At 66.6% G+C, this 12374-nt stretch carries 11 protein-coding genes; 7 read left to right on the forward strand and 4 right to left on the reverse strand.

Annotation, left to right across the window (positions count from 1 at the left end; translation table 11 throughout):
• Positions 1-4: 4 nt before the first annotated feature.
• Both FZN60_RS03155 and FZN60_RS03160 read left to right on the forward strand, forming a co-directional pair.
• Complete coding sequence (locus FZN60_RS03155; RefSeq protein WP_158871006.1) at positions 5-1234, forward strand: MFS transporter; 1230 nt, start codon at positions 5-7, stop codon at positions 1232-1234.
• Complete coding sequence (locus FZN60_RS03160) at positions 1231-2400, forward strand: FAD-dependent monooxygenase (protein ID WP_158871008.1); 1170 nt, start codon at positions 1231-1233, stop codon at positions 2398-2400. Before FZN60_RS03155 ends, FZN60_RS03160 begins: the two co-directional genes overlap by 4 nt.
• Before the next feature lie 181 nt (positions 2401-2581).
• Here FZN60_RS03160 and FZN60_RS03165 read toward each other — a convergent pair whose 3' ends face one another.
• Entirely contained in the window at positions 2582-3514 is a 933-nt protein-coding gene (locus FZN60_RS03165) for a LysR family transcriptional regulator (RefSeq protein ID WP_158871010.1), read from the reverse strand.
• A gap of 37 nt (positions 3515-3551) precedes the next feature.
• Positions 3552-3680, reverse strand: a complete 129-nt coding sequence (locus FZN60_RS29120; protein ID WP_255475868.1) for a hypothetical protein — start codon at positions 3678-3680, stop codon at positions 3552-3554.
• A gap of 42 nt (positions 3681-3722) precedes the next feature.
• On the opposite strand from FZN60_RS29120, the gene kdgD reads away from it, so the two are divergent.
• The 4 genes from kdgD to FZN60_RS03185 all read left to right on the forward strand — a co-directional run bounded on the left by kdgD (position 3723) and on the right by FZN60_RS03185 (position 8693).
• Positions 3723-4667, forward strand: coding sequence for a 5-dehydro-4-deoxyglucarate dehydratase (kdgD, locus tag FZN60_RS03170; protein ID WP_158871012.1), 945 nt, complete (start codon positions 3723-3725; stop codon positions 4665-4667).
• Positions 4668-4746: 79 nt separating this feature from the next.
• Entirely contained in the window at positions 4747-6123 is a 1377-nt protein-coding gene (gene gudD, locus FZN60_RS03175; RefSeq protein WP_158871014.1) for a glucarate dehydratase, read from the forward strand.
• Between the two features lie 103 nt (positions 6124-6226).
• Complete coding sequence (locus tag FZN60_RS03180; protein ID WP_158871016.1) at positions 6227-7195, forward strand: Bug family tripartite tricarboxylate transporter substrate binding protein; 969 nt, start codon at positions 6227-6229, stop codon at positions 7193-7195.
• Positions 7196-7709: 514 nt separating this feature from the next.
• Entirely contained in the window at positions 7710-8693 is a 984-nt protein-coding gene (locus FZN60_RS03185) for a hypothetical protein (RefSeq protein WP_158871018.1), read from the forward strand.
• Positions 8694-9006: 313 nt separating this feature from the next.
• Here FZN60_RS03185 and FZN60_RS03190 read toward each other — a convergent pair whose 3' ends face one another.
• Together FZN60_RS03190 and FZN60_RS03195 are read right to left on the reverse strand one after the other, a co-directional pair.
• The gene (locus FZN60_RS03190; protein WP_158871020.1) at positions 9007-9819 is read right to left on the reverse strand and encodes an IS5 family transposase; all 813 of its coding nucleotides are present in this window, start codon (positions 9817-9819) and stop codon (positions 9007-9009) included.
• 524 nt (positions 9820-10343) lie between these two features.
• Positions 10344-10799, reverse strand: a complete 456-nt coding sequence (locus FZN60_RS03195) for a very short patch repair endonuclease (RefSeq protein ID WP_158871277.1) — start codon at positions 10797-10799, stop codon at positions 10344-10346.
• A gap of 192 nt (positions 10800-10991) precedes the next feature.
• Between FZN60_RS03195 and FZN60_RS03200 the strand changes: the two genes are divergently transcribed.
• The gene (locus FZN60_RS03200; RefSeq protein WP_158871022.1) at positions 10992-12368 is read left to right on the forward strand and encodes a DNA cytosine methyltransferase; all 1377 of its coding nucleotides are present in this window, start codon (positions 10992-10994) and stop codon (positions 12366-12368) included.
• The last annotated feature ends 6 nt before the right edge of the window (positions 12369-12374 follow it).

Raw genomic sequence — 12374 nt, forward strand, 5'->3', positions numbered from 1 at the left:
GGCCGTGGCGCGCGCCCTTGCCCTGACACTTCCCGGCAGCGCCGCAGCGGTGCCGCTCCTCGCCATCGGCGGCATCGCCGCCGGCCAGAGCCTCCTCGGCGCCCTGACCTTCCAGGGCGTGCCGACGCTGATGCGCGCCTCGGGCGTCTCGCTCGACATCGTCGCCCTGACCTATCTGGCGATGCTCCCCTGGACGCTGAAGATCCTGTGGGCGCCGATCGTGGAGCGGCACCGCCTGCCGGCGACGGGCGGGCGGCGCACGAGGGCCATCGTCCTCGCCTGCCAGGCTGTCGTCGTCTGCACGCTCGCGCTTCTCGCGCTCGCGGGTCCTTCCGTCCCCGCGGTCGTGATCGCCCTCCTGGCCCTCGCGGCGACCGCGTCCGCCACCCTGGACGTCGCGGGCGACGGTTTCGCGGTGGAACAGGCCGGACCGCACGGGCGGCAGCGAACGTCGGCCGTCCAGATCGGCGGCGCCTATCTCGGCATGGTGGCGGGGGCTGGCGGGCTTCTCCTGGCGGCTCCCTTCCTCGGCTGGACAGGGAGCCTTCTCACGATCGCCGGGCTGATCGCGGCGCTGACGCTTCCCGTCCTGCGGATCGAAGAAGCACCGCTTCCGGTGACCTGCGCGAAGACCCGTCGGCCGAGCCTTTCCCGTGCCTTCGGCTCGCGACCGGTGCGTTCCGGGCTCGTTGCCGTTCTTCTGTTCCAGGCGGGGCCGCGCATCGCGCAGGCGCTGGTCGGACCGAGCCTCGTGGAGTCCGGCCTCGACCCCGTCCGGGTCGGTTTGATCGTGATCGCCGGCTCGGCCTTCGCGCTCCCCGCCACGCTGCTGGCCGGCGGGATCGGGGAGCGCCTGTCGTCGTCGCGGCTCCTCCTCGCGGCGCTTCTCCAGGCGCTCGCCCTCACCGGACTGGTCTGCGCCACCGCCATCGGCTCCGTTCCCGCGCTCGTGGCGGGCGTCCTCCTGTTCTCGGCCGTCAACGCCTTCGGCTTCGTCGCTCTCTACGCGCTTCTCATGGGCGCGGCCTCACCCGACCAGGCCGGCGTCGACTTCACCCTGTTCCAGAGCGCCGACGCCTTCGTCGCCCTGTCCTGCGGCCTCCTGGGCGGCGTCCTGACCTCTTGGTTCGGATATAGCGCGGGCTTCGCCCTTGCCTTGGCAGGAGCCGCTGCGGCCCTTGCCGTTCTGCCGCTCGTCACGCGCCCCCTCGCACACCTCGGAGCATCTCGATGAAGCCCGGACGCGTCCTCATCTCCGGAGCGGGCGTCGCCGGCCTCTCCGCCGCATTCTGGCTGTCGCGCGCCGGCTGGTCGGTCCGCGTTGTAGAGGCCGCGCCCGACCTGCGCCGCGGCGGCTACATGATGGGCCTGTCCGGCCCCGGCTACGAGACGGCGCGCCGCATGGGCCTCCTGCCGAAGCTCGAAGCCCGCGCCTTCGCGGTGGAGGAGAACGTCTACCGTGACCGGAGGGGCCGCGAGATCGCGCGGCTGCGCTACCGGGACTTCATCCGCGACCTGCCCTACCTCGCCCTCCTGCGCACGGACCTCGTGCGGGAGCTACGCGACGTGCTCGTTCCGGATGTGTCGATCGCGTTCGAGACGCGGATCGAGCGGATCGAGGACCGATCTCCCGACGGAGGGACTGTCCGGGCAACCCTCTCGGACGGCTCGGCCGTCGAGGCCGACCTCGTGATCGGTGCCGACGGCCTGCGTTCGGCGACCCGCCGCCTCGTCTTCGGTCCGGACGAAGCCTTTCTGCGCCCGCTCGGCTACCGCTTCGCCGTCTACGACGTCGAGGCCGCGCTGGAGCCCGGCGTCGACTTCCTGTCTTATGTCGAGCCGGGTCACATGGCGGAATACTACCGCCTGTCGCCGACGCGCGTGGCGGCGCTCCACGTCTGGCGCAGCGTCGGGAGCGGCCCGGTGGAACCCTCGCGGCGCTGGAGCCTGCTGCGGGATGTTTCACGGGCCTCCCATCCCTTCGTTGGTCGGCATCTCGATCTGGCCGAGGCGGCCGGCTTGGACTGCGTCCTCGACGACCTCGTTCTCGCCGAAGCCGATTCGTGGTCGCGGGGCCGGGTGCTCCTCCTGGGCGATGCCGCCCATTCCCTGACGCTCGTCTCCGGCCAGGGCGCCGGCATGGCGATGGCCTCGGCCGAGCGTCTGGGGCGGGCGCTGGAGGCGGGATCCATCGAGGCGGCCCTCCGACGGCACGAGGCGGAATTGCGGCCTGCCATCGCCCGCCTTCAAGGCCGGGCGCGGCGCAGCGCCGCCATGTTCATTCCGGCCTCACCGCTCGCCTTCCGTCTGCGCAACGCCGCGATCCGCCACATGCCGCGTCGATGGCTCGCCCGCTACCTGTCGAGCGCCATTCGCGAGGAGGCGATGATGGCGCAATGACAGCAATCCGAACGTTCGTTTGGCAGGCGCCGTCAGTCTTTTACGACGTTCCTCTCCGAGTACGTCATGTCTGCTCTCGAGTATTCCAAAGCTAGCGCCGAACGGCTCTGAAGGGTCGAATCCAGACGGTCTGCTTCCGGGCGCAGCGGCCGAAAAGCTGCCCATCCACTCTCGACCCAACTCAGCCCATCCCGGCGCCGACCGACGTTGGCGACGTCCGGTCCACCGGATCGGCTGCGGATCGATAGGCGTCGATGAAGGCGGCGAGTGCCGGGTTCTCGTTAGTCGGCAGCCAGACCATCATCAGTTCGACGGGCTTCGGAGGGGTGGTCACGAACGTCTTGAAGGAGACGCCCTCCATCCCGAGGCAGGCGGCGCTCCCGGGCACGAGCGCGGCGCCGAAGCCGGATGTCACGAGTGCCAGCATGGTGTGGATCTGACCAACCTGCTGCACGACGTTCGGCCGCACGCCGGCGCGGTCCAGGAGGCCACTTGTCAACTCGAAGAAGTACCTCGACGCGTCGGGCGAGTAACCGATGAGGTCCCTGCCCTCAAGGTCTGCCGGCCCGAGTTCGTGGTGTGAGCAGAGCGGGTCGTCCTGCTGGAGGGCGACTAGCAGCGCTTCCGGCGCGAGCGGCAGACTGGCATGTCGAGCCCCGGGTGGCAGAGCGCGTACGAGCCCGACATCGAGCGTGCCGCTGTCGAGACCCTCAAGTTGGGCGTGGGTCACCATCTCCTGCAGGACGACGTCGATCCCTGGCAACCGCCGGTGCAACAGGTTCAGGAGCAGCGGCATCCTGCTGTAGCCCGACGCAGCGGTGAACCCGAGGCGTAGCGTGCCTGCCTCGCCCCGCCAGACCCGACGCGTCCAGCTTGCCGCACTGTCCGACAGGCGAAGGATGCGTCGCGCTTCCGGCAGGAAAGCGCGCCCTGCAGGAGTGAGACGTACTACACGGCTAGAGCGCTCCAGAAGGCGCGCCTCCAACGCGTGCTCCAGTAGTTGGATCTGGCGGCTGAGAGGCGGCTGCGTCATGTTCAATCGCGCGGATGCTCGTCCGAAATGGAGCTCCTCGGCCACCGCCACGAAGCAGCGCAACTGGCTCAGCTCGAACATCGATCCATTCCTTGCATCGATCTATTCGTTCTTTGAGTTAGACCGCATCGTCGGTGACGTCTACTCGTCGGCTCGCGGGCTGCTGGCAGAGCGAGACGCCGACGGCCGACAAACGGCGCCGCCACTGGTGCAGATCGCTCGCGTCCGGAGCGAGCAGGCGCCGCAAGAGGCCGCTTCGCCCACCCGCTCCCGAACCGGAGGACAGCCGATGACCAATCTTTCGCCCGCCGCGATGGCCGACGCCGTCGGCTCCGGCCTCCTGACGTTCCCGATCACGCAGTTCGACGCGCAGAACCGCTTCGACGAGGCGGCCTTCCGCCAGCACTGCGCCTGGCTGCTGGGCTACGACGTCGCCGCCCTCTTCGCCGCCGGCGGCACGGGCGAGTTCTTCTCGCTCACCCCCGCCGAGGTCGACGCGGTGGTGAGCGCCTCCGTCGCCGAGACCGCCGGCCGCGTGCCGGTGATCGCGGGCTGCGGCTACGGCACGGCGATCGCCGTCGAGATCGCGCGGGCCGCCGAGGCGGCGGGCGCGGACGGGCTCCTGCTCCTGCCGCCCTACCTCACCGAGGCCGGGCAGGAAGGCCTCGCGGCCCATGTCGAGGCGGTCTGCAAGTCGGTCGGCATCGGCGTCATCGTCTACAACCGCGCCAACGCGGTTCTCGGCCCGGACGCCCTCGCGCGGCTCTGCGAGCGCTGCCCCAACCTCGTCGGCTTCAAGGACGGCGTCGGCGACCTCGAGCTGATGGCGCGGGTCGCCAGCCGCATCGGCGACCGCCTGACCTATGTCGGCGGCCTGCCGACCGCCGAGACCTTCGCGCTGCCCTACCTCGAGATGGGCGTGACGACCTATTCCTCGGCCATCTACAACTTCATGCCGGAATGGGCGCTGCACTTCTACAAGGCCGTGCGGGCCCGCGACCGCGACACGGTGGCGCGCGAGCTGAAGGAGTTCGTGCTGCCCTACATCGCGCTGCGCGACCGCGGCCGCGGCTATGCCGTCTCCATCGTCAAGGCCGGCGTCGACGCGATCGGCCGCCCCGGCGGTCCGGTGCGCACCCCGCTCACCGACCTCACCCAGGCCGAGCGGGCCGAGCTGAAGGCCCTGATCGAGACGGCGAACGCGCGCCTGCCAAAGGCCTCGCTCGCCGCCTGAACCCAGAAAAGAGCCGCCACCGGCGGCTCGGGGCCCCCGATGCGCCCCGCGCCGCCGGCATCCGGAGGGAGGAATCCAGATGCTCGCCGAGTCCACGCCCAGCACCGCCGCCGACCCGCACCTTGCCCGCCACGCGCCTCGCATCGTCTCGGTGCGCGCCGTGCCGGTGGCGGGGCGCGACAGCATGCTCCTGAACCTCAGCGGCGCGCACGCTCCCTTCTTCACCCGCAACCTCGCTATTCTTCAGGACGATGCGGGGAACGTCGGCGTCGGCGAGGTGCCCGGCGGCGAGGCGATCCGCCAGACGATCGCCGAAGCGGGACCGCTCCTCGTCGGCCGCTCGGTCGGCGACTACAACGCCCTCCTCAACGGCGTGCGCACCGCCTTCGCCTCCCGCGACAGCGCCGGCCGCGGCCTCCAGACCTTCGACCTGCGCACCACCATCCACGTCGTCACCGCGCTGGAATCGGCGCTCCTCGACCTTCTCGGCCAGCATCTCGGCGTGCCGGTCGCAGCCCTTCTCGGCGACGGGCAGCAGCGCGACCGGGTCGAGATGCTCGGCTACCTCTTCTTCGTCGGCGACCGCGCCCGCACGGACCTGCCCTACCGCGCCGGCGAGGGTGCCACCGACGAGTGGACGCGGATTCGCGACGAGGAGGCGCTGACGCCGGACGCCGTCGCGCGCCTCGCCGAGGCCGCGCAGGAGCGCTACGGCTTCCGCGACTTCAAGCTGAAGGGCGGCGTTCTGGCCGGCGAGGCGGAGATCGAGGCGGCCGCCGCCATCAAGCGCCGCTTCCCCGACGCCCGCGTGACGCTCGACCCGAACGGCGCCTGGTCGCTGGAGGAGGCGATCCGCGTCTGCAAGGGCCGCGGCGACGTCCTCGCCTATGCCGAGGACCCCTGCGGCGCCGAGAACGGCTATTCCGGCCGCGAGGTCATGGCCGAGTTCCGGCGCGCCACGGGACTGCCGACGGCCACCAACATGGTGGCGACCGACTGGCGCCAGCTCGCCCACGCCGTCCAGCTCCAGTCGGTCGACATCCCCCTCGCCGACCCGCACTTCTGGACCATGCAGGGCTCGGTGCGCGTCGCCCAGCTCTGCCAGATGTTCGGGCTGACCTTCGGCTCGCACTCTAACAACCACTTCGACGTGTCGCTCGCCATGTTCACCCATGTCGGCGCCGCCGCGCCCGGCCGGGTGACGGCGCTCGACACGCACTGGATCTGGCAGGACGGCACCGAGCGCCTGACGCGCGAGCCGCCGCGCATCGTCGACGGCCACGTCGCCGTGCCGCAGAAGCCGGGCCTCGGCGTCGAGCTCGACATGGAGCGCGTGGAGGCGGCGCACCGGCTCTACCTCGACCATTGCCTGGGCGCGCGCGACGACGCTGAGGCCATGCAGTTCCTCGTGCCCGGCTGGCGCTTCGACAACAAGCGTCCCTGCCTCGTGCGCTGAGCGACGGGCGGCGGAACGAAGCCGCCGCATCCGAGCCGAACATAGGCGGCGCCCGCGGCCGGGAGGCGGGGCGCCGAAACGATCAACCCTGGGAGGATACCTCATGAAGCCCAAGACCTTCATCGGACTGGCCGTCGGCCTGGCCCTGTCGGCCGTCGTCGGCGCGGCCCACGCCTTTCCCGACGGGCCGGTCACGATCGTCGTCCCCTTCCCGCCGGGCGGCGCGACGGACACGACCGCCCGCCTCATGGAGCCGAAGCTCGCCGCGGCGCTCGGCGGCAACGTCGTCGTGGAGAACCTGCCGGGCGCGACCGGCGCGATCGGGGCCGGCCGCGTCGCGTCCAGCCCGGCGGACGGGCAGACGATGATCGTCGCCTCGCTCGGCACCTTCGCGACCAACCCGTACCTCCAGAAGAACCTGTCCTACGACCCGGTGAAGGACTTCGACCTCCTCACCGTCGCCGTGCGCACCCCCAACGTCCTCGTCGCCAATCCGGACTTCCAGGCGGCCACCGTGCCTGACCTTGTCGCGGCCATGAAGGCGAACCCGGAAACGGTCACCTTCGCCAATTCCGGCACGGGGTCCTCGGACCACCTGACGGCGGCGCTGTTCTGGCAGGCGACGGGCACGCAAGGCGTCCACGTGCCCTACAAGGGCGGCTCGGCGGCCCAGACCGACCTTCTGGGCGGCCACGTCGACGTGTCCTTCCAGAACCTCGGCGCGATCCTCACCTACGTCCAGGGCGGCCAGATGAAGGCGCTCGCCCAGACCGGCGAGACGCGCCACCCCATGCTGCCGGACGTGCCGACCCTCAAGGAGCTCGGCTACGCGGACGTCGTCGTCAACTCCTGGCAGGGCGTCGCCGCCCCGGCGGGCCTCCCGGCGGAGACCAGGACGAAGCTGAACGAGGCGATCCAGGCCTCGCTGAAGGACCCGGCGGTCGTCGCCGAGTTCAACAAGCTCGGCTTCGAGGTCGTCGCCAACTCCAACGAGGAGTTCGCGACCTACCTCACGGAGGAGATGGCCCGCTGGAAGGGCGTCATCGACAAGGCAGGCATCCAGCCGGAGTGACCTGCCGCAGCATGGTGGGCGGGCGTCTCGAGGCGCCCGCCCTTTTCTGTGGCCGACAAGTCCAGGCAGCGACGAGCATGTGGATCGGCGCGCAGCTTGAACGCCTATCGGCGCGGTAGCCGTTGAGGATGCTGGCCTTCCGCTGCTCGGCATGTGTTGCCGGTTGACACGGGACGGCCCATCTCTCGCGAGAACGCCGCCTAAACAACACTGCCGCCGTCAGCGACGCGACGGACGAGGCGAGCCTGCGCGGCAGTCAACGTCGGCGTCACTTAGGAAACCCATCTGATTTCGCTTGCCGACAGGCAAAAAGCAGCCGCTCCCGAGCGGCGCGCAGCTTCGATGCCGACCGGCGCGGCAACCTTTTGGGTGCGCTGACCTCAAGCTGGCCGTCATGCATCGCCGATCAACACCAAGTAAGCCACTGCGGCTTGGCAGGTCCACACTGACCGCTTCCGCTGCCACCTCGAGAGTGGTCGCCGAGCGCTCGATGTCCTAGATCTGGATACGCCCCATGCTGGCCGAGGGGGGATCGGACGACGGGGACGGCGGCCATGCCATGAAGGGGCCTTCTCCGAAGTGGCTCGTGCGCGGCCGAACCAGAGCAGAGAGCATTGCGATGAACGATGTCGTATCTCAGGCAGGCCAAGTCGGATCAGGTGGCAGCCTGCTGATGCCGCTCGTCCTGGTGCTTGCTGGCGGCCTGATGGGCGGGCTTGTCAGCTTCCTCATCGAGCTCCGATACGAAGATGAAAGAATCCGTCTCTTCGGCAGGAATATCGACGGCAAACGCCTGGCCCTCCTCGCTTTCGTCGAGACGGCCGTCGGCATGGTCGGCGCTCTCGCCATCCAGTTTGTCGCAGTGCTCATCAGGCTATTCCCGAGCAACCTCGACACAGAAGGGTCGATGCTTCTTCTGTCGATCAGCTGCATCGCCGGGTTTGGCGCGAGACGGCTTCTTCCGAGAATCACCTCCAGCCTGGAGAAGCGCATCGAGCAGGCAGAGAGGGATGCCGAGGCAGCCACGAAGGAAGCGAGCGAAGCTCGGGAGAAGGCAGAGGAGACGGCAGAAGTCACACGAGCAATCGCTTCGGCGTTCCGACCTGATGCACCGGCATCGGAGCGGGAGTTCTCCATCGTTCAATTGACGAAGAGGTTTGAAACGGAGCCTTTGAACAGGAGCATCGCCATACCGCTCGCTCGCCTACATCGCATGTCCGGCGATCTGCACAAAGCTATCGAAGTTCTCGACGTTTTCGTTAACGCGAAGATGCTAAGAGGGCAGAAGGACAAGGATTGGGCGGATGGAGACTACAACAGAGCCTGCTACTACTCTCTACTCTACAAAGAGACGGGAGAGGAAAAATACAAATCGGAAGCACTGGACATCTTATTCTCTTCCGGCACCTCACATCCGGAAAACAAGACAGACGCCATTTCAGATCGAGACTTCGACGCTATTAAAAACGACTCTAAGTTCGCCGAGATAACAAAATGAAGGCCGCCTTCTGGCGGCCTTCAACGAAGCGCTTGCACCTTCAAGTGCAGCACTACATTATCAGGCATTACCAGGTCTTGTCCTTGGACATGACAGTCTCCTTGTGAGCAGCCTTTTCTGCATCAGATTTAATATGGATCGCCCAAAAGTCAATAGGGTTTCAGCGCGGGATCCCGTATTTATCCGCTCCAATTGGAGGCCAGTCGAGGCACAGGCTCAAGCAAGCTATCAGATCAAGGTAGAACTGCACAAATCTTCTAATTCTTAAGTATTCGTAAACGGCGAGTTGATTTCTGAGAGTCCGGCCGGAAACTCATTTTGCTGAGGCGATGCGGCGAATGAGGACGTTCGCTGCGGCGGCATGGAGGAAGGCCGTCGACCTAGCGATCGCCGTCTCCGCGTCCTTCCAGAGCCGCCGATTGCGGCCGAGTCGGGCAAAGGTTCTCTCGACCACCCGGCGCCTCGGCTGCACGGCGAGGCCGATCTGCCCGGGTCCTGGTCGCACGATCTCGACCGGCACCGGGCTGGTCCGGCGGACCCTTTCGCCCTGATAGCCTCGATCGGCGAAGATGCGCTCGACGAAGGGGAAGCGGTGGCGCGAAGCGCGGGCGAGCGGACCGGCGCCGTCACGGTCCTGGACCGACGCTGCGCCAACCACGACCGTCAGCAATCGGCCATCGGTATCGACCAGCGCGTGGCGTTTGCGACCGACGATCCGCTTGGCCCCGTCGTAACCGCGGGGCCCGCCGCTCTCGCAGGTCCGTGCGATCTGGCTGTCCATGACCGCCGCGCTGGGCGAGGCTTGGCGGCCGCATCGCTCCCTGTCGGCCAGAACCAGCCGATGGCCGAGGCCCTCGAACAGGCGCTCGTCACGGAACCGGCGGAACCAGTTCCGGACCGTGCTGCGCGGCGGGAAGTGGTCCGGCAGCATGCGCCACGAGCAGCCGGAGCGCAGAATGTACAGGACGGCGTCGACGATCTCGCGCATCGGCCACGCTCGAGATCGGTCGGCCGCGGCTGCCTTCGGCAGCACGGGTTCGATCACCGCCCATTCCGCATCGGTCAGATCGCTCGAATAGCGCAGAAAGTCTCTGTTATGCTGGGCGCGGGTGGCCGGCGTCCACATGCCTGGCTCCAACGAAGGCTTCGAACACCTCCACGGAAGCAGCCCGACGCGAGCCACTCAACCCATTCCGGACAGGCTCTGACTGGCGACACAACGAAGCTGCAGGTGCCACCCGGGCAGACCCGGCTTCAACCATCGCTCGAGATGATCGATGCGCGTATCGCCGCCGACGATGATAGAGGTTTGATCCGCACAGAACTCGAAATGGCCGCCAGTTGCCACAAGCCGGGCGAGCAGACGGCTCGATCGCGCCGGGCCGCGAACGTCCTGGCTCCTTGACCATCTGGAAGCGGCGACGATGATATCCGCTATTGATATCGCCTTCCATCGATGTGTCGATCGGCGCCGCCGGTTGACCCTACCGCCATAAGCGCGACCAAAAGGCTGTCACGCCGATCGGCGTCGAGATCTGACGTCGATCACAACCCTAAGGATGCACGGCTGCTTCCATAGAGCATTGTCACGCGCCTTGATGCTTCAGAGTGCCGCTCGAACCAGGCCAGCGAGCGGTACCGGTCGAAAACTCAATGATCCCTGCTCGTCTGCCCTTCATGTGGAGGCGACGGGCGCTCGCCTTCGATGAACACTTCCACCTCGTCGCCGAAAAGAAAATTACGGGAGAACATCGCCACCAAGTCTGTAGACAGGCGTGAACGCCCCCTCAACGCACACTCCCAGATGACCAGGATACGCCATCCCAACTCGCGTAGCCGCCTTGCATCGTCCTCATCCCGGGCTCGATTCGCTCCGATCTTGTTCCGCCAGAACTCCTGCCGGGTCTGAGGAAGCTTCGATCTGGCGCAGCCGTGTCCGTGCCAGAAGCAACCATGAACGAGAACGACCGCCCCGTGGCGGGGCAGCACGATGTCGGGTGTGCCCGGCAGAGTACGGACATGCAGCCGGAAGCGGAAACCGTATCGGTGCAGCAATGAGCGCACTTGTCGCTCCGGTTGAGTATCGCGGGCGCGAACCCGACGCATGTTGAAACTACGCTGCTCGAGAGTGTGCCTGTCCAACCTTTACCGCCTCGTCCAGGGCCCCTGCGATCCAAATGGCGCATGATCCCCTGCGTTCGAGTCGTGAGGAAGGGAACCTTGCCGCTTGCCTCGTCAGAAGCCGCTCTGTAAGGTCCGCCTACCTCAGAGGAGGAGCTTAGCGAGCGGAGCGGCAGAGTGGCCGGCGTAAGACGGTCTAGAGTACGGCGAACGAAGGTATGGCGGGAGCATGCATGTTTCGCGCCCCGTTCACGTAAGCACCGAATCCGTTCCGCGCAAAGTCACGTCCCGTCCGACCCGAACATCGGCGATTCTCAGGAACCGGCGCCCGCGCTGCTTCCGCCCGAGTTCCTCGCGGTCGACTTCTTCTGCGGCGCGGGCGGAACCACGAGAGGCATCATCGATGCAGGCGGTTACGTCATCGCCGGCATCGATAAGGAGCAGCGCTGCAAGGATACCTACGTCCTGAACAATTCCAACGAAAGGTACGACGGGGCGGCGCCCGAATATCTGGATTACGATATATTCCCGAAGACAAAGGATCATCCCGGCGGGCAACAGGTTGAGCTGTTCGACAGATTGTCGGTTCTTATCAATCATTATCGATCGGAACTCCCTGAAACTTCCCTCATGTTCGCGATCTGCGCACCCTGTCAGCCGTTCACGACGTTGGCACGCAAGGAGTTGAGCAAGACTCGCCAGGAAAGACGGGAGCGAGACAGCAATCTTCTGAATGAAGCCGCTCAATTTGTTGAGAGATTTGTTCCGGACATGATCCTATCGGAGAATGTCGCAGGCATAGGCGACCCAAAATATGGCGGCATCTGGAGTGATTTCCGTATAACGCTGGAGAATCTAGGTTATACAGTCGGCACTCGGCTGGTCTGCACATCCAAGTTCGGTATTCCGCAGTATAGGAAACGCTCGATCCTTCTAGCCGTTCGTCGCGACCGCGTGAGCGAGCATGCATTCGGCAATCTCATCCGGGATAGCCTCATGGTTCCTGAAGAGGACACGGAAGCAGCGCCCGTCACCGTCGAATCGGTTCTCCGGCGCTTCCCCAGGATCGGCGCCGGAGAAGCCGACCCGGAGGTTCCGAACCACCGCACTCGGACTTTGAGCGAACTTAACCTGAAGCGGCTCGCTGCCGCCAAGCCGGGTCAGAACAACTCTTACCTGGAAAGCACGAGCGACGGCGACCTCAGCCTGGACTGCCACAGACGCCTGGAAAGGCGGCTCAAACAGAGATGCTTCACGGACGTCTACACGAGAATGCGGCCCGATGCTCCGGCACCGACGATCACCACCCGTTGTCACAGCATCTCGAACGGGCGCTTCGGTCATTACGACACGACACAGGTCCGCGGCATATCGCTTCGCGAGGCTGCGGCGCTTCAATCGTTTCCCGATAACTACGTTTTCTATCCGACGCACATGATCGAACCCGTGGCGCGAATGATAGGCAATGCCGTGCCTCCCAAGCTTGCCCGGTTCTTCGCACGTCACCTCGTGAGATCTCTTGACAACCAAGGACACTCCGCTCCGGTTCGGTGAACGGGC

It is taken from the genome of Antarcticirhabdus aurantiaca, assembly GCF_009765365.1.
In the GTDB taxonomy this organism is placed as follows: domain Bacteria; phylum Pseudomonadota; class Alphaproteobacteria; order Rhizobiales; family Rhizobiaceae; genus Antarcticirhabdus; species Antarcticirhabdus aurantiaca.